This is a genomic window from Pectobacterium sp. HCp5_1 (genome assembly GCF_032905925.1).
Classification (GTDB): domain Bacteria; phylum Pseudomonadota; class Gammaproteobacteria; order Enterobacterales; family Enterobacteriaceae; genus Pectobacterium; species Pectobacterium brasiliense_A.
In genome coordinates this window covers 1-22,641 of sequence record NZ_JAUMIO010000003.1, presented here as the reverse complement: position 1 = coordinate 22,641, position 22,641 = coordinate 1, and the positions used below count along the sequence as shown (strand labels likewise).

At 52.4% G+C, this 22,641-nt stretch carries 20 protein-coding genes; 5 read left to right on the top strand and 15 right to left on the bottom strand.

The window, feature by feature from the left end:
• The first annotated feature begins 38 nt into the window (after positions 1–38).
• Both Q3A88_RS02960 and ruvX read left to right on the top strand, forming a co-directional pair.
• On the top strand, positions 39–602 hold the full coding sequence (locus tag Q3A88_RS02960) for a YqgE/AlgH family protein (RefSeq protein ID WP_080163159.1): 564 nt from the start codon (positions 39–41) through the stop codon (positions 600–602).
• On the top strand, positions 602–1,021 hold the full coding sequence (gene ruvX, locus Q3A88_RS02955; protein WP_014916740.1) for a Holliday junction resolvase RuvX: 420 nt from the start codon (positions 602–604) through the stop codon (positions 1,019–1,021). Before Q3A88_RS02960 ends, ruvX begins: the two co-directional genes overlap by 1 nt.
• A gap of 96 nt (positions 1,022–1,117) precedes the next feature.
• Here ruvX and fbp read toward each other — a convergent pair whose 3' ends face one another.
• The gene (gene fbp / locus Q3A88_RS02950; RefSeq protein WP_010285800.1) at positions 1,118–2,122 is read right to left on the bottom strand and encodes a class 1 fructose-bisphosphatase; all 1,005 of its coding nucleotides are present in this window, start codon (positions 2,120–2,122) and stop codon (positions 1,118–1,120) included.
• A 169-nt stretch (positions 2,123–2,291) separates the two neighbouring features.
• Here fbp and mpl point away from each other — a divergent pair, with 169 nt between their 5' ends.
• Complete coding sequence (gene mpl / locus Q3A88_RS02945; RefSeq protein ID WP_317177389.1) at positions 2,292–3,677, top strand: UDP-N-acetylmuramate:L-alanyl-gamma-D-glutamyl-meso-diaminopimelate ligase; 1,386 nt, start codon at positions 2,292–2,294, stop codon at positions 3,675–3,677.
• 109 nt (positions 3,678–3,786) lie between these two features.
• Here mpl and Q3A88_RS02940 read toward each other — a convergent pair whose 3' ends face one another.
• From Q3A88_RS02940 to nnr, 11 genes are all read right to left on the bottom strand, one after another.
• Positions 3,787–5,085 (bottom strand): adenylosuccinate synthase, encoded by a 1,299-nt coding sequence (locus Q3A88_RS02940; RefSeq protein ID WP_014916742.1) that lies wholly within the window; start codon positions 5,083–5,085, stop codon positions 3,787–3,789.
• Between the two features lie 99 nt (positions 5,086–5,184).
• Entirely contained in the window at positions 5,185–5,385 is a 201-nt protein-coding gene (locus Q3A88_RS02935; RefSeq protein WP_010285804.1) for a DUF2065 domain-containing protein, read from the bottom strand.
• A gap of 124 nt (positions 5,386–5,509) precedes the next feature.
• Positions 5,510–6,505: a protease modulator HflC gene (gene hflC / locus Q3A88_RS02930; protein WP_039283596.1), complete on the bottom strand. Its 996-nt coding sequence runs from the start codon at positions 6,503–6,505 to the stop codon at positions 5,510–5,512.
• 3 nt (positions 6,506–6,508) lie between these two features.
• Positions 6,509–7,768, bottom strand: a complete 1,260-nt coding sequence (gene hflK / locus Q3A88_RS02925) for an FtsH protease activity modulator HflK (RefSeq protein WP_010285819.1) — start codon at positions 7,766–7,768, stop codon at positions 6,509–6,511.
• 96 nt (positions 7,769–7,864) lie between these two features.
• On the bottom strand, positions 7,865–9,145 hold the full coding sequence (gene hflX, locus Q3A88_RS02920; protein WP_010285822.1) for a ribosome rescue GTPase HflX: 1,281 nt from the start codon (positions 9,143–9,145) through the stop codon (positions 7,865–7,867).
• Between the two features lie 94 nt (positions 9,146–9,239).
• Complete coding sequence (gene hfq, locus Q3A88_RS02915; RefSeq protein ID WP_010285823.1) at positions 9,240–9,539, bottom strand: RNA chaperone Hfq; 300 nt, start codon at positions 9,537–9,539, stop codon at positions 9,240–9,242.
• A 113-nt stretch (positions 9,540–9,652) separates the two neighbouring features.
• The gene (gene miaA / locus Q3A88_RS02910) at positions 9,653–10,594 is read right to left on the bottom strand and encodes a tRNA (adenosine(37)-N6)-dimethylallyltransferase MiaA (RefSeq protein ID WP_039283599.1); all 942 of its coding nucleotides are present in this window, start codon (positions 10,592–10,594) and stop codon (positions 9,653–9,655) included.
• Positions 10,587–12,596, bottom strand: a complete 2,010-nt coding sequence (gene mutL / locus Q3A88_RS02905; protein ID WP_317177388.1) for a DNA mismatch repair endonuclease MutL — start codon at positions 12,594–12,596, stop codon at positions 10,587–10,589. Before mutL ends, miaA begins: the two co-directional genes overlap by 8 nt.
• A gap of 51 nt (positions 12,597–12,647) precedes the next feature.
• Positions 12,648–14,318, bottom strand: a complete 1,671-nt coding sequence (amiB, locus tag Q3A88_RS02900) for an N-acetylmuramoyl-L-alanine amidase AmiB (protein ID WP_317177387.1) — start codon at positions 14,316–14,318, stop codon at positions 12,648–12,650.
• On the bottom strand, positions 14,315–14,797 hold the full coding sequence (gene tsaE / locus Q3A88_RS02895) for a tRNA (adenosine(37)-N6)-threonylcarbamoyltransferase complex ATPase subunit type 1 TsaE (protein WP_010285827.1): 483 nt from the start codon (positions 14,795–14,797) through the stop codon (positions 14,315–14,317). Before tsaE ends, amiB begins: the two co-directional genes overlap by 4 nt.
• Positions 14,798–14,802: 5 nt before the next feature.
• On the bottom strand, positions 14,803–16,371 hold the full coding sequence (gene nnr / locus Q3A88_RS02890; protein WP_317177386.1) for a bifunctional ADP-dependent NAD(P)H-hydrate dehydratase/NAD(P)H-hydrate epimerase: 1,569 nt from the start codon (positions 16,369–16,371) through the stop codon (positions 14,803–14,805).
• A 143-nt stretch (positions 16,372–16,514) separates the two neighbouring features.
• Between nnr and queG the strand changes: the two genes are divergently transcribed.
• Positions 16,515–17,654 (top strand): tRNA epoxyqueuosine(34) reductase QueG, encoded by a 1,140-nt coding sequence (gene queG / locus Q3A88_RS02885; RefSeq protein ID WP_039317738.1) that lies wholly within the window; start codon positions 16,515–16,517, stop codon positions 17,652–17,654.
• Positions 17,655–18,179: 525 nt separating this feature from the next.
• Here the strand turns inward: queG and ahpF are convergent.
• The 3 genes from ahpF to Q3A88_RS02870 form a co-directional block, all read right to left on the bottom strand.
• Positions 18,180–19,742 (bottom strand): alkyl hydroperoxide reductase subunit F, encoded by a 1,563-nt coding sequence (gene ahpF, locus Q3A88_RS02880; protein ID WP_110162355.1) that lies wholly within the window; start codon positions 19,740–19,742, stop codon positions 18,180–18,182.
• A gap of 129 nt (positions 19,743–19,871) precedes the next feature.
• Entirely contained in the window at positions 19,872–20,435 is a 564-nt protein-coding gene (gene ahpC, locus Q3A88_RS02875; protein ID WP_039278061.1) for an alkyl hydroperoxide reductase subunit C, read from the bottom strand.
• A gap of 110 nt (positions 20,436–20,545) precedes the next feature.
• Positions 20,546–22,195, bottom strand: a complete 1,650-nt coding sequence (locus tag Q3A88_RS02870) for a DUF4153 domain-containing protein (RefSeq protein WP_233990986.1) — start codon at positions 22,193–22,195, stop codon at positions 20,546–20,548.
• Between the two features lie 327 nt (positions 22,196–22,522).
• Here Q3A88_RS02870 and Q3A88_RS02865 point away from each other — a divergent pair.
• Positions 22,523–22,641: IS1 family transposase (locus Q3A88_RS02865; protein ID WP_317177450.1), on the top strand; the 119-nt coding region annotated here is incomplete at its 3' end.

The following is a 22,641-nucleotide window of genomic DNA, read 5'->3' as shown; positions in this document are numbered from 1 at the left end:
GTTTCTCCAACGCTGACGGATATCGATAAAAATACATAATGAATTTACAGCATCACTTCCTCATTGCTATGCCAGCACTACAGGACTCTGTATTTAAACGTTCGGTGGTCTATATCTGCGAACATAATGAAGACGGAGCCATGGGGCTGATCATCAACAAACCGATGGATCAGTTTTCCGTGGAAAATGTGCTGAAAAAGCTAAAAATAGATCCGACACCGCGCGATCCTGCCATTCGATTGGATAAACCCGTCTTCATTGGCGGCCCACTGGCGGACGACCGTGGCTTTATCCTGCATACGCCCTGTTCCGGCTTTGGTTCCAGCATCAGTATTTCTGAGGACACCATGATCACCACGTCCAAAGACGTGCTGGAAACGTTAGGTACGCCTAATCAGCCGAAAAATACGCTGGTCGCCTTAGGCTATTCCGCCTGGGAAAACGGCCAACTGGAAGAAGAACTGCTGGATAATGCCTGGCTGACGACGCCAGCTGATCAAGACATTCTGTTCCATACGCCGATTGCCGAACGCTGGCGGGCGGCGGCCAGAAAGTTGGGCATCGATATTCATAATATCTCCACCGAAGCAGGACATGCCTGATGGCCAGTAGAACCATTCTTGCCTTTGATTTTGGGACAAAAAGTATCGGTGTCGCCATCGGTCAGGAAATTACCGGTACAGCGCGTGCACTGACCTCGTTCAAGGCGCAGGAAGGGATACCCGATTGGCAAAAAGTGGAAAAGCTGTTGTCAGAATGGCAGCCCGACCTTGTCGTCGTCGGCTTGCCGCTCAACATGGATGGCACCGAACAACCCCTGACAGCACGGGCGCGGAAGTTCGCTAACCGATTGCATGGCCGTTTTGGCATCGCGATTGAGTTACACGATGAACGCTTGAGTACGGTAGAAGCGCGTGCCGATCTCTTCGAACGCGGTGGTTTTAAAGCGTTGGATAAAGGTAGCGTAGACGCGGCGTCTGCGGTGATTATTCTGGAGAGCTGGTTCGAAGCACAGCGTTAAAAGACAATCCCGTGTAGCCGAAGATCCGACCACACGGGACTATGTTGATTACTAATTAATTGATGACTAATTAGTATTAACGACTAATTAATGTAATTAGGCGTCTGGGAATTCACGGATGAAACGTTCGACGTCATCAACCATGGATTCTGTTCCTACAAAGAACGGTGAACGCTGGTGCAGTTTCTCCGGCGTGATATCCAGAATACGGTTTTTACCGTCGCTGGCCTTACCGCCCGCCTGCTCCGCCAGAAACGCCATCGGGTTGCATTCGTACAGCAAACGCAGTTTGCCTTTCGGATAGCTCGCCGTGCTTGGGTACAGGTAAATTCCGCCTTTCAGCAGATTACGGTGGAAATCTGCAACCAGTGAACCGATGTAACGCGACGTATAAGGACGCTGCGTCTCTTCATCCTGCTCCTGACAGTATTTGATGTATTTCTTCACGCCGACAGGAAACTTGATGTAGTTCCCTTCGTTGATGGAATACATATTCCCTTTTTCTGGGAAGCAAACTTTTTCATGCGAGAGACAGAATACACCAAGCGACGGATCGTAGGTAAAGGCGTGAACACCGTGACCCGTGGTGTACACCAACATGGTTGAAGAACCGTAAACGATGTAGCCCGCAGCAACCTGCTGACTACCCGGCTGCAAGAAATCAGCTTCCGTGACTGACGTTCCCAGCGGCGTAATACGGCGATAAATAGAGAAAATCGTACCGACAGAGACGTTTACATCAATATTCGACGAGCCGTCCAGCGGATCCATCAGAACGACATACTTGGCATTTTCCGCCTTATCACCTTCAAAGATAACAATTTCGTCTTCTTCTTCGGAGGCGATACCTGCCACTTCACCACGTGCCTTTAATGCCGCTTTCAGTTTCTCATTGGCATACAGATCGAGCTTCATCTGCACTTCGCCCTGAACATTCGAAATACCGCTGGCTCCCAGGATATCAACCAAACCCGCTTTATTGATATCACGGTGAATAATCTTGGCACCCAGTTTAATAGCAGACAGCAGCGCGGTAAGCTCACCTGTGGCGTGAGAGAAATCGTGCTGTTTTTCGACGATAAATTCGCCTAACGTTTTCATAACACTATTCCAGAATCTACGGATGAAAAGCGGTTTCATTTCTGCACCGCCAACGTTTGCGCATGCAGTGTAGCCCAAAGAGAAAGTGAGTACCTAGTCAAATCCATTTCTTATGGCGGATTCATAGCGTTAGAATGTGACGCAGACTCACTGTGAAGATGGAAAATGTATGCGTATTCATATTTTAGGTATCTGCGGCACCTTTATGGGTGGCCTTGCCCTGCTTGCTCGTTCGCTGGGGCATGACGTCACAGGCTCAGATGCAAATGTTTATCCCCCCATGAGTACCTTACTTGAAGAACAGGGAATCACGCTGATTCAGGGATACGATCCAGCACAGCTTAGCCCTGCGCCTGATTTGGTCATCATCGGTAATGCGATGACGCGCGGAAACCCGTGCGTTGAAGCCGTACTGGAACAGGGATTACCTTATGTTTCCGGCCCACAGTGGCTGCATGATTATGTGCTGCGCGATCGCTGGGTGATCGCCGTTGCAGGTACACATGGCAAAACAACCACGGCGGGGATGGTCACCTGGATTCTGGAAGATTGTGGCTATCAGCCTGGGTTTGTAATCGGTGGCGTTCCCGGCAACTTTACCGTTTCAGCACGCTTGGGTGACAGCCCGTTCATGGTGCTTGAAGCCGATGAATACGACTGTGCGTTCTTCGACAAACGTTCCAAATTCGTACATTACTGCCCAAGAACGCTGGTGCTCAACAATCTTGAGTTCGATCACGCCGACATCTTTGACGATCTGAAAGCCATTCAGAAACAGTTCCATCATCTTGTGCGACTGGTGCCGGGCACGGGGAAAATCATTCTGCCAGCCAATGACCTTAACCTCAAACAGGTGATGGGAATGGGATGCTGGAGCGAGCAGGAACTGGTTGGCGAAGAAGGCACATGGCGTGCACAAAAAGTGGCGATCGATGCCAGCCAATATCAGGTTTACCTGGACAATGAACTCGTCGGTGAAGTCCACTGGAAACTGGTGGGCGAACACAATATGCACAACGGGCTGATGGCCATCGCTGCCGCTCACCACGTTGGCGTACTGCCTGCCGATGCCTGTCGCGCACTGGGTGGATTTATCAACGCACGTCGTCGTCTGGAGTTACGCGGTACGGAGCACGGCGTCACGGTTTATGACGATTTTGCGCACCACCCTACCGCAATTCTGGCGACGCTGTCGGCGCTACGCAGCAAGGTTGGCGGCACGGCTCGGATTTTGGCTGTGCTTGAACCCCGTTCGAACACCATGAAATTGGGGATGTGCAAAAACGAGCTGGCACCGTCATTAGGCCGCGCCGATGAAGTATTCCTCTTCCAGCCAGCCCATATTCCATGGCAGGTCGTAGAAGTCGCGGAAGCCTGTGTACAGCCCGCTCACTGGAGCGCGGATATTGACACGCTGGTAGAAAACATCGTCAAGACCGCACAGCCTGGCGACCACATTCTGGTGATGAGCAACGGCGGATTCAGCAACATCCACAATAAGCTGCTGGATGGCCTGAAGAACAAAGCGCAGAAGGCGAAAGACGTTCAGGAATAACAGGTATAAGTCGTCGTCGTTCACACCACGACGGCCAAACGGCAGATAGCAAAAAGGACGGGAATCCCGTCCTTTTTCATCTTCGCCTAACCCATTAAGGGTGGCAAAATCAAGCGTCGAACGGATCGCGCAGCACCATCGTTTCGCTACGATCTGGGCCGGTAGAAATAATATCAATCGGCACACCAGTGATTTCTTCGATACGTTTGATGTAGTTCAGCGCAGCCTGCGGCAGTTTGCTGTGATCTTTCACGCCAAACGTGCTTTCAGACCAGCCAGGCATCGTTTCGTAAATCGGCTCAAGACCTTCCCAGCCCTCAGCAGCCAGCGGAGTCGTATCCACTTCGGTGCCGTTCGGCAGGCGATAGCCTACGCAGATTTTAATCTCTTTCAGGCCATCCAGAACATCCAGCTTGGTCAGGCAGAAACCAGACAGCGAGTTGATCTGTACTGCACGACGTACAGCAACCGCATCCAGCCAGCCGGTACGACGACGACGACCTGTGGTCGCGCCAAACTCGTTACCTTTCTGAGACAGATGCTCGCCCACTTCCTCAAACAGTTCAGTCGGGAATGGGCCTGCACCTACACGGGTAGAGTAAGCTTTAACGATACCCAGTACGTAGTCTACATAGCGCGGACCCAGACCAGAACCGGTAGCAACGCCGCCCGCAGTGGTGTTTGAAGAAGTCACGTACGGATAAGTACCGTGGTCGATATCCAGCAGCGTACCCTGTGCGCCTTCAAACATGACGAAATCGCCACGCAGGTGCGCTTTGTACAGCAGATCGGAAACATCAACGACCATGCCTGTCAGAATATCGGCAATCGCTAACACGTCGTCCAACACTTTCTGGTAGTCGACAGCGTCAGCTTTATAGTAGTTAACCAACTGGAAGTTATGGTATTCGACGATCTCTTTCAGTTTGACAGCAAAGGTTTCTTTATCAAACAGATCGCCAACGCGCAGGCCACGGCGAGCAACTTTATCTTCATACGCAGGGCCGATACCACGGCCAGTCGTACCAATTGCTTTCGCACCACGCGCTTTTTCACGCGCGTTATCCAACGCGACGTGATAAGGCAGGATTAACGGACAGGCTTCAGAAAGCAGCAGACGTTCGCGTACCGGGACGCCACGCGCTTCAAGCTCCGTCATCTCTTTCATTAATGCGTCAGGTGCCAGCACAACACCGTTACCGATGATGCTGACAACATTTTCACGCAGAATGCCAGAAGGAATTAAATGAAGGACGGTTTTTTCACCGTTGATAACCAGCGTGTGGCCAGCGTTGTGTCCACCCTGATAGCGCACAACATATTTAGCCCGTTCAGTCAGCAGGTCAACGACCTTGCCTTTACCTTCGTCACCCCATTGGGTGCCCAGTACGACGACGTTCTTACCCATTTCAAGAATCACCAGGTTGCTTAAAAAAGGATTCTACCATCTCATTTGGATGCTTTCAGTACTTTTAGCACACGATTGCGCACATTTTTCCGCTTAATTTTAGCCACCCATCCGGCTACGCAACATGTAGTAGATCACACACCCTGCAACAACTATTCCGCCGCCAAAACGGCGCAAAATAGTATCCGGCAACTGCGCTATTCCCAAAATCATACGTCGCCAGAGACGGGGAAACAGCAGCGGCCCCAATCCTTCGAGCACCAAAACCAGCCCGAGCGCCAGCCAAATCGTTGAATTCATAACCACCCCTTTTCCCGCTTCAAGTACGAACAGGACCAAACTCTTGGATTTGTCTCTGCCAGAAAATGGCAAAAAAAAGCCCGGAGAAAGAACCCGGGCTTGATGAGACGTTAGTGAATGACTATCAGCGGCGTGGAACCATGCTGCTTTCCGGTGACTTCATGTAGCGGAAGAAGTCGCTATCCGGGCTGAGCACCATCACGTCCTGATTATTACTGAAGCTGTTTTCATACGCGCGCAGGCTACGAACGAAAGCGTAGAAGTCAGGATCTTCACTGAATGCGTTAGCAAACAGTTTCGCCGCTTCGGCATCCCCTTCACCACGGGTGATACGTCCCTGACGTTCAGCTTCAGCCAGCGTACGGGTGACTTCATAGTCGGCCGTCGCTTTCAGCTTTTCAGCCTCTTCCTGACCTTGTGAACGGTGGCGACGAGCTACCGCTTCACGCTCTGCACGCATACGTTGGTAAATTGCGTCAGAGACTTCAGTTGGCAGGTTGATTTGCTTAATTCGCACATCGATAACCTCAATACCCAGCGCAGCCATACTGTTAGGGTTGATATGAGGTTCGTTGCTCGTTGTCTCTTTCTCAACACGCGCAGCAGCAGAAGCAATCGCATTATCGGCTTCGGTCGTTTCACCGGTACCGGTATTCAGCGCTTCACGCACGTCAGACATCAGTTGACCACGCGAGTCGGTAACAATACCTTTCACATCCAGACGACCAATCTCGGAACGCAGACGGTCACTGAATTTACGTTTCAGCAGCACTTCAGCCTGAGAGATGTCACCACCGCCCGTAGCCAGATAGTAACGGCTGAAATCGCTGATACGCCACTTAAGGTAAGAATCGACAATCAGGTCTTTCTGCTCTTTTGTGATAAAGCGGTCAGCCTGGTTTTCCATGGTCTGGATACGCGCATCCAGCATTTTTACTGAGTCGATAAACGGAATCTTGAACTGCAATCCCGGTGCATAGATCAGCGGCTTATTGTCGTCATCACGCAATACTTTGCCAAAACGCATCACAATGCCGCGCTGGCCTTCCTGCACCACAAACAGTGATGCATAGACCACCATCAGTACCAGGATCAGGATAAATAGTAAGGGCTTACGCATCGATTATTCTCTCCCTACTCGAGTGAAGTCATCACGCTGCGCATTTGCTCTGCGCTGATCCATGATATTTCCATTGTTACTGCTGCGCGTTTGATTGCTATTCGTCGCACCGCTGCTGTTGCCAGGCAAACGCAGTGGGTTAGCGCTGCTGCTGTTATTACTTTGCGTATTTTCACCGCCTTGTCCACGCAGCATCTGATCCAACGGCAGCACCATCAGGTTGCCCCCCTTGTCATTGACCAGAACTTTACGGGTATGGCTCAGTACGCGTTCCATCGTTTCGATATACAAACGCTCACGGGTGATTTCCGGTGCAGCTTTATATTCCGGTAAGACTCTGGCAAAACGGGCAACTTCACCCTGAGCTTCCAGAACGGTACGGGTTTTATAAGCGCGAGACTCTTCCAGAATACGTTGCGCCTGACCGTTAGCACGCGGCTGTACTTCGTTCGCATAGGCTTCCGCTTCACGAATATATTGCTGTTCGTTTTCACGTGCGGCAATCGCATCATCAAACGCGGCCTTCACTTCTTCCGGCGGACGTGCGGTCTGGAAGTTGACGTCCAGCAGCGTGATACCCATGTTGTACGGACGAACGGTTTCTTCCAGTACACGCTGAGTATCCGTACGCACAATGGTACGGCCTTCCGTCAAAATTTTGTCCATCGTGTATTTACCAATAACGCCGCGCAGCGCGCTGTCAGTTGCCTGACGCAGGCTGTCATCCGCATTGGTTACACTGAACAGATATTGTTCTGGCTGCGTGACACGATACTGCACGTTCATTTCAACGCGCACGACGTTTTCATCTGACGTCAACATCACGCCCGACGTTGCCAGTTCACGCACCGATTCAACGTTCACCGCGCGAACAGAATCGATGAAGGTCGGTTTCCAGTTAAGACCCGGACCAACCAAATGGCTGAATTTACCAAAGCGCGTGACGACACCGCGTTCCGCTTCTTTAATGGTATAGAAACCAGTAGCAGCCCAGATGACAACCGCAGCGACGGCAGCGATACCGACGATCCGGCCACCCAGTGCTGGGCCGCCAGAATTTCCGCTGTTGCTTGAGCCTGAACCTTTTCCGCCACCCAGATCGCCGAGTTTTTTGCTCAGCTTACGGAAGATGTCGTCCAGATCCGGCGGCCCCTGATCTCGGCCACCTTTATTGTTATTTCCGCCAGAGTTGCCGCCATTATTGCTGCTGCTCCCCCACGGGTCGCGGTCTTGTCCGTTATTACCGGGCTGATTCCACGCCATGTTTTAGCTCCATTCTTTATGATAGGTGTTCTTCAGGTTCAATATCCCAGAGTCCGTCAGACTATTTCACCGCTCAGACTGTTTGTACCAGTCAAATCAGACAATATAGTCCAGCAGTTCCTGCTCTTTTTTGCAGAGGCGGTGCCAGTCAGCAATCGGCATACGAATAACCAAACCAATTTGCCCATCCTCTTCAATCCATTCTTTTTCTATTGCCTGAAGCTGGTAAAAACGACTACGCAAGCGTCCTGCCTGCGGGGGAAGATGCAAGGTATGTTGTGCGATTTCCCCGGAAAGCCGCTCAGTCAATGCCTGAAATAGCAACGGAATACCGTCGCCGGTCTGTGCTGAAAGCCAGACCCGTACCGGTAGGTTCTCTTCGTTGCGATCGATACGCGGAACGAAATCATCCAGCATATCAATCTTGTTCATTACCAACAGCGCAGGTATTTCGTCCGCCTCAATTTCCGCCAATACGTCATCAACCGCTTCAATGTTCTCATCAAGACGAGGATCGGCGGCATCAACAACGTGCAGCAGCAGCGAGGCCTGACGTGTTTCCTGTAATGTAGCCTTAAACGCAGCCACCAAATCGTGGGGCAACTGCCGGATAAAACCTACGGTATCCGCCAGCACCGTATCACCCACATCATCCACTTGAATGCGGCGCAATGTTGGATCCAGTGTGGCAAATAACTGATCGGCGGCATAGACGCCCGCCGATGTAATCGTGTTAAACAGCGTGGATTTACCCGCGTTGGTATAGCCCACCAGCGAAACGGTGGGGACATCGGCACGAACCCGCGACCGGCGCCCTTGTTCACGCTGTTTTTCTACCCGTTCAAGACGCGACAGTATCTGCATGATACGGTTACGCAATAAACGACGGTCGGTTTCAAGCTGGGTTTCACCCGGGCCACGCAAACCGATACCGCCTTTCTGACGTTCAAGGTGCGTCCAGCCGCGAACCAGTCGGGTCGCAAGGTGGCGCAGCTGTGCCAGTTCTACCTGTAATTTCCCCTCGTGCGTACGCGCACGCTGGGCAAAAATATCTAAAATCAGCCCAGTACGATCGATCACCCGGCACTCGCACAAACGCTCAAGATTACGTTCCTGAGCAGGCGTCAGCGCATGATCAAACAGCACGACAAACGCGCCCGTTTCTTTTACTACCTGAGCAATTTCTTCAGCTTTGCCTTCCCCGACAAAATACTTAGGGTGAGGCGACTTACGGCTGCCAGTAACAACCTGCAAGGATTCAATACCGGCAGAAGAAACCAGAGATTCAAACTCCAGCAGATCTTCTGTATCTCTATCTTGCGAAAAGAAAATATGAACTAATATGGCCCGTTCACCTGATTCATAACGGTCAAACAAGCGAGTAACCTCTCAAACGAGCAAAAAACACCACAGCGAAGGAGCCGAGCGATGCGTCCAGCTCTCCCACGCCGTGGTGAATTGACAATACGCCTTATTCGGCGTCATCAGCTTCCTGCGACTGCTGCTGAGCAGTCGTGTTACTACCGTGATAGTTGTTGCTGCCGCCTGGATTGTTGCTATGGTGAGAGACTGGGCGAGAAGGAACAACTGTAGAGATGGCGTGCTTATAAACCATCTGACTTACCGTGTTTTTCAACAAAATCACGAACTGATCGAAAGATTCGATCTGACCTTGCAACTTAATACCGTTCACCAAATAAATCGAAACCGGAACACGTTCACGACGCAAAGCGTTCAAGAACGGATCTTGCAAAGATTGCCCCTTAGCCATTCTATATTTTCCTTATTTGTATGTTGTTTGTAACAAAGAACCCTACGGCTCTAAAATAACGGTGTAAAAAAACTTGCACGCTGAGACTCACCGATTGTACACAATCACTCAACCTATGCACTAACAACCTGTATCACCTTGTCCAGTGCTTCAGTCGGTTTTTCGCTATCCAGCCAGCAGACATCATCCCAACCGCGCAGCCAGGTCATTTGACGCTTCGCTAACTGACGCGTCGCACAAATTCCCCGATAAACCATCTCATCGTAATCAATTTCACCGGATAAATATGACCACATCTGGCGATAACCAACGCAACGAATAGAGGGCATATCCGTATGAAGGTCATGCCGGGCAAACAATGTCCGGGCTTCTGTCTCAAAACCTGCCGCCAACATCTGATGAAAGCGCTGTTCAATCCGCTCATGCAACAATTCACGCGTCGCCGGGGCGATAGCAAACTGATGAACCTGATAGGGCAGCGCGTCGCCAGACGTTTTTGTCAGTTCAGTTAAAGTGTTACCTGAAACGAAAAAAACTTCCAGTGCTCGCGAGAGTCTCTGCGGATCATTTGGATGAATCCGAATTGCTGCTACCGGATCGATCTCACTGAGCTGCCGATGCATCGCTTCCCAGCCGATTTCTTTTGCCTGCTCTTCAATGCGTTGGCGCACGGCAGGATCGGCTGAAGGCAGAGGAGAAAGTCCCTCCAGCAGCGCCTTGAAATACAGCATCGTCCCCCCGACTAACAGGGGAATGCGCCCGGCGGCGGTAATGTCCGCCATCTCACGTAGCGCATCACGGCGAAAATCTGCCGCAGAATAGGACTCTGTCGGATCGAGAATATCGATTAACCGATGCGGGGCCAGTGCCAGCTCTTCCGCACTCGGTTTCGCCGTCCCAATATCCATATCTTTATAGATGAGGGCGGAATCTACGCTAATCAACTCTACCGGCAAATATTCTCGTAACGCCATTGCCAATGCCGTTTTTCCTGACGCCGTCGGCCCCATGATAAAAATGGCGGGCGGCAACGACGCGTTTTCTACATCACTCATGCTTTAAAGCCTTGATGGCATCCTGGATGTCCATCACAGATAAAAGTTCAGACGGCGGCGTTTTCGCCAACTGCGGACAAAGCCGCTCGACATCCGCCAGTAATTGTATGGCCTGAGAATGACTCCAGCTTTCCTGCTCACTCTGCAATCGCGTCGCCATCCACGACGCCAATTCGCCAGGTTCCACCTGCTGTGTCTCAACCGTCTGATAGTCGGCCAGATAGCCTATCAGTTCAGAGATCAAGTTTTGTAAATTTTGTTGGCGCAATGGTAAAGGTACGGCACGCAATGTGGCACGTTGTGACTCAACCACGACATCAATACCAAAACGCGCCAGCAAAGCGTGATGGGCGGACAACACGTTCAGCTCGGATTTACTCAACGTCAGACGCTGCGGAATCAGCAACGGCTGCGCCCGCAACCCTTCTTCAGACGGCGTCAACTGCACCGCTTTCAGATAGCGTTCAGCAACGGAAAGCGACAGCATCGCCAATCCCTTATGGTACTCCAACAGCGCGTAGCACGGCGGATAAACCGTCAATACCCGCCCAAAACCGTTTGATTGGCTTTCCAGCGGTGATTCAACCGGCGCACGTTGCTTGTTATTGCTAGCTGCGGTGTCCGTCGCGGTTCGATTTGGCGGTGCGTCATGCGATGCCGTGGATGGGACAACCCTATCCGGCGACATAACGTGACTCGACGGTACAGAAATACGTTCGCCAGACAACGGCGGTGCACTTGCTGCGTTATCCGCAGGTTGCAGCAGCGCCTTATACAGATCACCCTGCTTCTTCTGGTACGGATTCTCTGGCTGATAGCCGGAATAAGTAGATTCTCTCGCCTGACCGGAATGACCCGCGCGCGGCGTTTTCCCACCATACGACGGCGAACTATCGGTACGTGACGGCTGGGCAAAATGGTTTTCACCGGCGGCGGTACGATTTTCCTGCTGCCATTGCACGGGTTTCCCGGTCTCCGGCTCTGTTATGCCGAGCGCCGGTGAGGATGCCTGCTGCAGAACGGACATCACCGCCTGATAGATGAAGTCATGTACCAGACGCGCTTGATGGAACCGAACTTCATGCTTGGCAGGATGCACATTGACATCCACCTGATGCGGATCGATCTCCAGATACAGCACATAGGCGGGCTGCTGCTCGTCACTAAGCTGATCCTGATAAGCCTGCCGAATGGCATGATTAATCAACCTATCGCGCATCATGCGCTGGTTCACGTAGCAATACTGCATATCAGGCAGTTGCTTGGCACCGACCGGATCGGCTACCCAGCCATGAATGGTGAGATCGCCGTGTTGCCATGACACTGCCAGCGCATGTTGCAGGAACGTCGCCCCGCAGATGCTGCCCAAACGGCGTTCATACTGGCTTTTATCCGGCGCAGCACGATACTGCCGCATCAGCTTACCGTTATGATGCAGCGTGATGGCGACATCGAAACGCGCCAGCGCGATGCGGCGCACCACCTCATCAATATGTGTGAATTCGGTTTTTTCGGTGCGCATAAATTTACGGCGGGCGGGCGTGTTATAAAACAGATCCAGCACTTCCAGCGTGGTACCCACAGGGTGAGCCGCGGGTTTAACCGTCACCGCCATGTCACGCCCTTCGGCGTAGGCCTGCCAGGCTTCGGATTGCTCGGCGGTGCGCGATGTCAGGGTTAGACGAGAGACGGAACTGATGCTTGCCAGCGCTTCGCCGCGAAAACCCATACTCACGATGGCTTCCAGATCGTCGAGCGTCGCAATTTTGCTGGTCGCATGACGCGCCAGCGCCAGCGTTAATTCATCCTTTCCAATCCCCGAACCATTATCACGAATACGGATCAGTTTCGCGCCGCCGCGTTCTATGTCGATATCAATCCGGGTCGCGCCTGCATCCAGACTGTTTTCCACCAGCTCCTTCACGACCGAAGCCGGACGCTCAACCACTTCTCCGGCAGCGATCTGGTTAGCCAGTTGCGGTGGCAACACCTGAATCGGCATGGCGTATCCCTCTTACTATCCTCAATCTATCGACATCGTCAGCATGAAGAATCAGGCAGACGGAATAACCAGCGTTTGCCCCAGCTGTACCGTGCCGGAGCGCATATTATTCGCCTGTTGGATCTCTTTCATGCTGACACCGTAACGGGCAGCAATCGCACTCAGGCTATCACCCTTTACGACCTTATGCTTCACCGGCACTGCCTTTTTAGGCGCAGGTGTTGATGCCGTCGGCCTCGTCCCAGTAGCCGGAATATTCAAGCGCTGTCCAACCCAGACGATGTCCTTGTTCAGCTTATTCACATCACGCATAGCCGCGAGACTGACGCCATAGCGCCGAGCAATGGAAGAGAGCGTTTCGCCACGTGCAACGGTATGACGCGTGCTGCCCGCACTCGCTTTTGCTGCGGTTACGTTACCGCCCGACGTTGCTCTATCACTTGCCGCCGACTGTAGTGGGCGGCTTTCCTGCTTTGGGAGGGATTGAATCGGGTGAGTTTGGAAGTAACTTCTCAGCCCCTGATAAATCGCATTGGCGATTTTTTCCTGATAGTCGTTGCTCCCCAACAGCCGCTCTTCCGAGACATTGGTGATAAATCCGGTTTCCACCAGTAGAGAAGGAATATCCGGTGAGCGCAACACGCCCAAACTCGCGTGCTCAGGCAGTCGTTTATGCAGCCCTCCGACGCGCTGGAGCTCACGCAACACCTTGGTCGCGACGTCATACCCCACTCGCTGAGAGTGACCAAATTGCAGATCCAGTACCGCCTGACTAAGATAAGGATCGGCACTGCTGTTCGCCAGTAGATCGCCTGCCCCGCCCAACAGTTCAGACTGCTTCTCATGCTGCTCCAGCCAGTTTGCCATTTCGCTGTTCGCACGGCGGTTGGACAGTACCCAAACAGACGCACCTTTCGCATTGCGGTTCGGTGCCGCATCCGCGTGAATCGACACTAACAGGTTCGCCCCCTGCTTACGCGCCACGTCCGAACGCCCCATGACAGAGATAAAGTAGTCGCCGTCACGCGTCAGCACGCCTTTAAAGGCCGGATCGTTATTCAGTAAGACTTGTAGCTTACGCGCGATAGAAATGGTGACATTTTTCTCCCGCAGCCCGTTCGTACCAATCGCCCCTGGATCCTGTCCACCGTGCCCGGCATCAATCGCTACAACGACGCGTTCATTACCCTGTCGTGCTGGCACGCGGGCAGATGACGAACTGGTATTGACGGCAACAGTCGGTTTGTTGGTAAACGGATTTTTAGCCGGTTCTGCCGGCGCGCTATTTTGCTGGCGTGAAGCAGGAGGCGCAGAGGCTTGCACCGTTTTTGCTTTATCACCAGTGATGGTGAAAACCACAACGTAACCAGACCCTTCTTTTTGCGTCACCGCCCGCGTTTTAGCCGCCTGAGTTAAATCCAACACCAAACGCAGACTTTGTGCATCCTGCGCGTTGCTGGTTCGCACACGCTTAATCAGATTTTGCCCGCTGAAATCCAATGGCAGCCCCTGAATAATGCCAGTCTGACGAATATCGATGACTACTCTGGCGGGGTTACTGAGCGGGAAAAAAGCATAAATAGGCTGACCGCTAAAGCTCAGGCGCACCGTGGCCTGACCTGACGCATTATCCACCTTGATATCCGACAGGTTGGCCGCCCACGCCGAGCTTGCCAGCAACAGCCATACACCGATGAACAGCTTAACCATACGACTCATCATGATTCTGTTGTTCCTGGCTGAAGAGAAAAATGTTGCAACATCGCGTCTCCCGCCGCAGAGACAGCGGACAGCTCAGCCTGTCGGCCCTGATCCTGATAGCGTAAATGCAGTTCGATATCCGCATCGGGCAGCACGCCAGCGCCCTGCTGAGGCCATTCAATCAAGCAGATGGCATCCTGTGTCAGATAATCGCGGATCCCCATAAACTCCAACTCTTCCGGGTCGGCCAGTCGATAGAGATCAAAGTGGTAGACCGCCAGCGGCGATAACGCATAGGGCTCGACCAGCGTATAAGTGGGGCTTTTAACATTGCCCTGATGACCGCGCGCCTGTAGAAAACCGCGACTAAACGTCGTTTTTCCCGCACCGAGGTCGCCATAAAGGTGGATAACACAAGCACCGTCACAGGCTTTCGCCAGCGCCGTACCTAACGAGATCGTTGCTGCCTCATCCGGCAGAAGTAAGACTATTTTTTTCATTCTATCTATTGTTCTAAAAACATAGGTTCTGAAAGCATCGGCTCTGGAAACACCCGCTCGGGATTAACATATCGGAACAGCACAGGCAGTAAATCGGTTGCCAGCATACCTCGGGTGCCGCGTCGCGCTGCCAGCCAATCGGCCGCCGCACCGTGAACGACACACCCTGCACAGGCAGCATCATACAGCGAGAGCTTTTGCGCCAGCAAACCGCCAACGATACCCGACAGCACATCACCCATGCCGCCTGTCGCCATTCCGGGGTTTCCCACATCAGCAATGGCAACCTCGTCTCGCTCGCTGGCAATCACCGTTCCCGTACCTTTCAATACGACAACGCCGCCATAGCGTTTCACCAACTTTGTGGCCGCAAGTAAGCGATCACTTTCAATATCAGAGACGCGGCAATTCAATAAACGTGCCGCCTCACCGGGGTGAGGTGTCAGCACGCGATTCTGCCGCTTATGCGGATTGATTGCCAGCAGGTTAAGCGCATCCGCATCCCATAACATGGGTTTGTTACAATTTTCTGCCAGACGCAGCGCGCTTTTGCCCCATTCATCCTGCCCTAAACCGGGTCCAATCACCACGACATCGGCCCATTCCAGCCCCTGCCGCAGCGTCTCTGTCGTCAATTCTTGCACCATCAGCTCAGGCCGAGCCGTCAGAAACGCCGATTGATACTGTTTGTGAGTAAGTACTCGCACTAAGCCTGCGCCGCTGTGTAACGCCGCATCCGCAGCCATCAATACTGCACCACCTAAGCCGACGTTGCCGCCTACCACCAGCAGCCTGCCGTTATCACCTTTATGTTGTCCGGCTGGACGAGGCGTCAACCACTCGGGAAGTTGCGCCGCAGTCAGCCGCCGTATCGGCGCGGTTTGATCGTCCAGCCACGCCTGTAATCCTAACGAATGATAATGTAATGTTCCGACGTGCTCACGGGCGCGACCGGTCAGTAGTCCCGGTTTCAACGCGATAAACGTCACCGTCTGCGCCGCACAAATCGCAACGCCCGCACAGGTGCCGGTTTCGGCATCTAAACCAGAGGGAATATCCAGTGAAACAATGGGAGCGGGATAGGCATTCGCCTGCGTCATTAACGCAGCATAAGGCGCACGCGGTGCAGCAGAAAGACCGGTTCCCAGTAGACCATCCACAATGAGATCGATCCCATCCGGCCACGGTATATCACCATCCTGCGCACTCACGTCCTGAACATGACCGCCCTCTTCCAGCCAGCGCTGGCGCGCAAGATGAGCATCATCAGGTAGCGACTTATCGCGGGTACAGGCAACAACATCTACCTCTATGCCCGCCGCCAGCGCCAGACTGGCGACCACATATCCATCGCCGCCGTTATTGCCGTGTCCAGCCAGAACCCGCCAACGTCGAGCTGAGGGATAGCATCGGCGAGCCACCTGAAATGCGGCTTCTCCTGCACGCTGCATGAGTTCCCACAGCGAAAGCCCCGACTCGCTGGCCGCTCTGGCTTCTTCACGCCGCACCCACTCGGCGTAAAACACCGAATCAGGCAACTCATCCTCTCGCTTCCGGTCGTGACGCGTCATCATGTGCTCTTAGTTTTCATTACAATGACTTAAAATTAGCAAGCAACCTAAACGACCGCCAGCATTCCGCACATCTCAGCAGGCATCGGCTCTGCGGCGCGAATATGGTAACATCGGCACGTCTTGTTTATTTCTGTGGCCCCATCATGTCATACCCCTACGATCTCAACGAATTAGCACAACACATCAAACAATGGGGACAGGCATTGGGGTTCCAGCAGGTCGGCATCTGCGACACTGATTTGTCCGCAGAAGAACCCCGGCTTCAGGATTGGCTGGATAAGCAATACCACGGGGAAATGGACTGGATGGCACGCCACGGTATGCTGCGGGCGCGTCCGCATGAGCTGCTGCCCGGCACACTGCGCGTCATCAGTGTTCGTATGAATTACCTGCCAGCCAAAGCCGCATTCGCCAGTACCTTAAAAAACCCAGAGCTCGGCTACGTTAGCCGCTATGCGCTCGGTCGTGATTACCACAAGCTGTTACGCCAGCGTCTGAAAAAACTCGGCGACCAGATTCAGGAATACTGCGGTGAATTGAATTTTCGCCCCTTTGTCGATTCCGCTCCCATTATGGAGCGTCCTTTGGCTGCGAAAGCCGGGCTTGGCTGGGTTGGTAAACACTCACTAATTCTGAACAGAGAAGCCGGTTCCTGGTTCTTTCTCGGTGAACTGCTGATCGATTTACCTCTCCCCGTCGATCGCCCACAGGAAGAACAGTGCGGTCGCTGTGTCGCCTGCATGACCACCTGCCCAACTGGCGCGATTGTCGCACCTTATACCGTCGATGCCCGCCGCTGCATTTCCTATCTGACTATCGAATTGGAAGGTCCGATTCCTGAAGAATTTCGCCCGCTAATGGGTAATCGCATCTATGGCTGCGATGACTGTCAGCTGATTTGCCCGTGGAATCGGTTTTCACAACTTACCGACGAGGCGGATTTTAGCCCGCGTGCCGCGCTGCATACGCCAGAGCTGCTGGCACTATTCGGCTGGAATGAAGAGAAATTTCTGCGAATTACGGAAGGGTCGCCGATCCGGCGCATCGGCCATCTCCGCTGGCTACGCAATATTGCCGTCGCACTGGGGAATGCCCCCTATCAGGATAGTATCGTACTGGCGCTGCAAGCCCGTCTGGGTGAAAGCGAACTGTTGGATGAACATATCCACTGGGCAGTTCATCAGCAGTTGGAACGTCGTGCATCACTGGGAATCGACGTCCAATCCACACAGAAAAAACGACTTATTCGTGCAGTAGAGAAAGGATTACCGCGTGATGCGTGAGCCGCTCAAACTATTGTCATCAGTTTGTCGCACGCGCTGTGAATAAATAAAAAAAACCGTTGCCAATCAACTGTCACAAAAAGTACAAGCGATAGTTATGGCGTTTTATAAGTAAAATTTATGAATAGATATCAATAAGATACTCTACAGTATTTTATCAATAACATAGTGTGATTAATAAATAACCAACCAACAGCCTGTGGATAAGTCTGTTAAGAAGAATATGATTTTTTGTATTAACTGATAAAAAATGATGTGGATTGAGGTAACGCTTGTGCTCGAAATAGGATGCTATGTTGACAGTAAAAAACGGGCAGCAGCACAAAGCGGCGAGCATTATGAATTTCTTATTGTCCTTTAGCAAGGGCTGAGATCTACTTTTTACGATCGAAAGAAAAATTTTACGATCAAAAACAAAAATGCGGCGACACTTCTATGAAGCATCGCCGCGCGGAACGTTAAGAGCGTCGTCAGAGAAACAGAAGGATGGCAAATATATCCACCTTCGTCCTCAACAGGCCGACGTTATGCACGGGTTCTGATCAGGTAGTCAAAGGCGCTCAAGGACGCTTTTGCGCCTTCACCCGTCGCGATAATGATCTGCTTGTACGGCACCGTCGTACAGTCGCCGGCAGCAAAGATCCCTTTCACGCTGGTTTCGCACTTAGCATCGATCTCAATTTCACCGATGCGGTTTCTGGCTACCGTACCTTCCAGCCAGTGGGTGTTAGGCAGCAGGCCAATTTGTACAAAGATCCCTTCCAGCGCTAAATCGTGCACCGTATCGGTAAGACGATCTTTGTAGCTCAGCCCCGTCACTTTCTGTCCATCGCCTTTCACTTCCGTGGTTTGCGCATTCAGAATAATGTCAACGTTCGGCAAGCTACGTACTTTCTCCTGCAATACTGAATCCGCTTTCAGCTCCGGCGCAAACTCAAGCAGCGTGACGTGTTTCACCACGCCAGCCAGATCGATAGCCGCTTCGACACCGGAGTTTCCGCCGCCAATCACCGCGACGTGCTTGCCTTTAAACAGCGGACCATCACAGTGCGGACAGTATGTTACGCCGCGTGTACGGTACTGATCTTCGCCGGGTACATTCATGTTCCTCCAGCGCGCGCCGGTCGCAATAATCACACTGCGCGCTTTCAACGTCGCACCGGATACAGTAATCACCTGATGCGGTTTACCCGGTTCGCCGCCAGGAATTAAGGCTTCTGCGCTCTGCGCGTCGATCACGTCGACATCGTAGTCATCAACATGGCTCTTCAGCGCGGTCGCCAGCTTGGCCCCTTCCGTTTTCGGAACGGAAATGTAGTTTTCGATATCAACGGTATCCAGCACCTGACCACCAAAACGCTCACCGACCAAACCGGTGCGGATACCTTTACGCGCCGAATAGACCGCCGCCGCTGCGCCCGCAGGGCCGCTACCGATGATTAACACATCATAGACGTCACGTTGGTTCAGCCTCTCAACCTGTTTAGCGCCCGCACCGGTATCAATTTTCGTCACAATCTCAGCCAGGCTCGTGCGCCCCTGACTGAAGTGTTCGCCGTTCAGGAAAACGGTCGGAACGCCCATGACATTACGGCTTTGAATCTCATCCTGGAACACGCCACCGTCAATCGCGGTATGGGTAATATTTGGATTCAAGACCGCCATTAAATTCAGCGCCTGCACCACGTCCGGGCAGTTGTGGCAGGACAGTGAGTAATACGTTTCAAAGTGGAATGAACCGTCAAGATGGCGGATTTGATCGAGTAATTCTTTCGCTTCTTTCGACGGATGACCGCCCACCTGCAATAACGCCAAAATCAGGGAGGTAAATTCGTGTCCCATTGGCGCACCGGCAAAACGTGGGCCACTTTGGGAATCTGGATTGGTAATCAGGAATGAAGGCTTACGTACTGCCAAATCATTCTTTTCAATAAAACTTACCCGATCGGACAGCTCAGCAATCTCAGCCAGCAGGGTTCTGACTTCAGCAGATTTAGCTGAGTCATCCAGAGTCGCAATCAACTCAACAGGTTTGGTTAATTTTTCCAGATAGGCTTTCAACTGGACTTTCATCGTATTGTCGAGCATTGGTCGTCCTTAATTAGGCAAGGTGGTACAAAAGCAAAATCGTGCGGGGGTGCTGGCCCAAAAAAGCCGGGCCAGAAAAATCGGGTGCAATGCACCCGACAAAACAGTCATATTTTCCGAGGTGTCAGCTTAGATTTTGCCAACCAGATCCAGAGACGGTGCCAGCGTAGCCTCGCCTTCTTTCCACTTGGCTGGGCACACTTCGCCTGGGTGAGAAGCCACGTACTGCGCCGCTTTCACTTTACGCAGCAGGTCAGAAGCATCGCGGCCAATACCTTCTGCCGTGATTTCTACCGCCTGGATGATGCCCTGTGGGTCAACGATGAACGTACCGCGATCGGCCAGACCTTCTGCTTCGCGCATGTTTTCAAAGTTACGCGTCAGTTGGCCCGTTGGGTCACCGATCATGGTGTATTTGATTTTGCCGATGGTTTCAGAGCTGCTGTGCCACGCTTTGTGCGTGAAGTGGGTGTCGGTGGAAACCGAGTAAATTTCCACGCCACGCTGTTGGAATTCGTCGTAGTGGTCAGCGACATCACCCAGTTCGGTCGGGCAGACAAACGTAAAGTCAGCCGGATAGAAGAAGAACACGCTCCATTTGCCTTCGATGTTCTTCTCCGTCACCTCAATGAATTGACCGTCTTTGAAAGCCATGTTTTTGAATGGTTTAACTTGGGTATTGATTACTGACATCACTTTATCCTCATGTGTTTTCGCATGTGGCTAAAGTACAGAAACGTGATCGCTATCACCAATCCGTTGTCTTTATCGAATCAATAAGTAATACCTAACGTAGGGTGGAATCAGGGATACGTAATCTCCATATTCTGGTCACCGATCCTAACCGTCTTAAAGCGTGGCGTAACCGCTTCAACCTTGCCGTCCTTCACCTGCTCGACCAGTTTTTCCGTACCTATCGCGCCATACATACTGGCCGCAATCTGCCACTGCCCCTGTTCATCACGGGCGAGGATCTTGCCACCGCCACCCCAGCCGACCCGGGGGAAAATGAGCACTTCGTTATGGCCATCGCCAGTCAAATCAATCGCAAAGAGCAGGCAAGCGATTTCTCTGCACCTATTGCCTAAATTATCGCCCTGCAACATGCTTTCGACCCCGTCCTCCAGCGGTCCCACCCATTCGACCTGAACGGGGCGGACTTGTGCGGGACGTCCCTGCAACCGATCGCGCAGCGCCTGACGCCCTGTCTCATCCAGTATCCGGTCTTGCTTCAATTCTTCAGCCAGCCAGGTAAACTGCTGCCTGCCCGCCGCCCCTAACTCATCGCGCAGCGCCCACAGGTCAAATTCATCGACCGGCGTTTTCCCGCTAAGCAGACGCTGAACCTGATTTCTCGCACTAAACGCTTCTGGGTTTAACACCGGCGTATGCAGCAATACCATCAGAACGCAGGTGACAGCAGCAAGCAGCGGATTGCTCGTGCGTAAATTCCCCAACCAAACACCAGAGCGGCGGATGACGGCCCATACCATCGCCAGGCTATAAAGCATCGCGATCGCCACGACGAAGATCGACTGAAAACGGAAAGGCGTCAGGCCATACTGTTCGATACGCAGCCAGCTGGAATAGCCCGCTAATCCAACCAAAATCGGCAAGCACATCACACTGGCGCTAACGAGCCCGCGTAACACCGCCGGGTAAGCGCGGCCTTCGTTATCATCCTGGGACGTGCAGTTAATCAAAAAGAGGTTTACGCCCATCAGGCATAACAGAATGACGGTGGAACGGCCGGTATTCCATATCGGTTCCAGACCGCTAAAAGGCAGCGTCAAGGTGAAAACCACCGTAATCAGTGCGCTAAATGGCAGCAGGAAACGACAAGCCGATAGCAGAATCCCGCGCAGCAACCCGACTACGGTTTCTTTGGTCATGCCGATATATATGCCGAGAGAAAACACCACCGGCAAAAGCAGCATATAGAATCGGTAATGACTAAATACTTTACTTACCTGCCGGAATCCCAACATGTTGAACAGCATGCCGCACAGCACGAGCAGCAACACAACGACCAGAACGAGTAGCCAGGCCAACAGCACAGTAAAAATATTGATCCAGGCGTGTTTACAAAGTGCGTCATAGGACGGCCATCGCCCTTCACGGTCTGGCCAGCTGCAAATGAAAGTACAGCAGATATAACCGAGGAGGATGCCACACAGCACCCAGGAATCCAGCAGCCGAAATAGTCCATTTTCGAAGAGGACCCAGCCGCTGATGGCGGTCATCAGCACGGTCAACACGCCAGCCAACAGCCACGTCTTTTTCACAAAGAGAGTGCGTTCCAGCAATTGCAGACTGATGCCGCCAACCACCGCCATCGTTATGAGCATTCCCTGAAGAGCGCCCTCTTTCATTTCCAGCGCCGCGACAAGGAGCAGCCCCTGAAGCAAGCCAATAGCCAGATAAAACCTTAACGATGGGGAATGGGCGGACATGGCAAATCCTTTTATCGAAAATAAACGTGGGTATATCCGGGTCGGCGGAGTCAATATGCCAGCAATAAATATCATGGCGTATTGCAACGTAGCGACTATGTTATTCCATGGGTGGAAAAAGTGGCTATTACGACAGGACTACGACGGACAGTTTTACCACAAATTGAAAATAGAATTGATGCAGAATAAGGATTTTATGCGGCGATAAGAGCCAGAAATCAGAGTAAAGAAGAGAGTTAGAGATAAAGAATTCGGTCACGTATTCAACTCGGTGATCGTCAGGTAGAATGTTCATCTGTTTTCCTAAATATTTAGAAGAAGAGCCTGATGGCAACGGTTGAGGTAAAATGCCCGTTTTGTGAGCAAACAGACCCGGTTAAAAAACATGGACTGGGAAGCACCGGTCATCAGCGCTTCCGCTGTCAGACCTGTTGTCGAAGTTTTCA

Excerpts from the sequence above, each read along its gene's own strand:
- hflK (WP_010285819.1), bottom strand. The coding sequence starts at position 7,768 with ATGGCGTGGAATCAGCCCGGTAATAACGGACAAGACCGCGACCCGTGG.
- hfq (WP_010285823.1), bottom strand. The coding sequence starts at position 9,539 with ATGGCTAAGGGGCAATCTTTGCAAGATCCGTTCTTGAACGCTTTGCGT.
- Q3A88_RS02870 (WP_233990986.1), bottom strand. The coding sequence starts at position 22,195 with ATGTCCGCCCATTCCCCATCGTTAAGGTTTTATCTGGCTATTGGCTTG.
- hflC (WP_039283596.1), bottom strand. The coding sequence starts at position 6,505 with ATGCGTAAGCCCTTACTATTTATCCTGATCCTGGTACTGATGGTGGTC.
- nnr (WP_317177386.1), bottom strand. The coding sequence starts at position 16,371 with ATGATGACGCGTCACGACCGGAAGCGAGAGGATGAGTTGCCTGATTCG.
- ahpF (WP_110162355.1), bottom strand. The coding sequence starts at position 19,742 with ATGCTCGACAATACGATGAAAGTCCAGTTGAAAGCCTATCTGGAAAAA.
- miaA (WP_039283599.1), bottom strand. The coding sequence starts at position 10,594 with ATGAGTGATGTAGAAAACGCGTCGTTGCCGCCCGCCATTTTTATCATG.
- tsaE (WP_010285827.1), bottom strand. The coding sequence starts at position 14,797 with ATGAAAAAAATAGTCTTACTTCTGCCGGATGAGGCAGCAACGATCTCG.
- mutL (WP_317177388.1), bottom strand. The coding sequence starts at position 12,596 with ATGCCGATTCAGGTGTTGCCACCGCAACTGGCTAACCAGATCGCTGCC.
- fbp (WP_010285800.1), bottom strand. The coding sequence starts at position 2,122 with ATGAAAACGTTAGGCGAATTTATCGTCGAAAAACAGCACGATTTCTCT.
- mpl (WP_317177389.1), top strand. The coding sequence starts at position 2,292 with ATGCGTATTCATATTTTAGGTATCTGCGGCACCTTTATGGGTGGCCTT.
- amiB (WP_317177387.1), bottom strand. The coding sequence starts at position 14,318 with ATGATGAGTCGTATGGTTAAGCTGTTCATCGGTGTATGGCTGTTGCTG.
- Q3A88_RS02935 (WP_010285804.1), bottom strand. The coding sequence starts at position 5,385 with ATGAATTCAACGATTTGGCTGGCGCTCGGGCTGGTTTTGGTGCTCGAA.
- ahpC (WP_039278061.1), bottom strand. The coding sequence starts at position 20,435 with ATGTCAGTAATCAATACCCAAGTTAAACCATTCAAAAACATGGCTTTC.
- Q3A88_RS02940 (WP_014916742.1), bottom strand. The coding sequence starts at position 5,085 with ATGGGTAAGAACGTCGTCGTACTGGGCACCCAATGGGGTGACGAAGGT.
- Q3A88_RS02960 (WP_080163159.1), top strand. The coding sequence starts at position 39 with ATGAATTTACAGCATCACTTCCTCATTGCTATGCCAGCACTACAGGAC.
- ruvX (WP_014916740.1), top strand. The coding sequence starts at position 602 with ATGGCCAGTAGAACCATTCTTGCCTTTGATTTTGGGACAAAAAGTATC.
- queG (WP_039317738.1), top strand. The coding sequence starts at position 16,515 with ATGTCATACCCCTACGATCTCAACGAATTAGCACAACACATCAAACAA.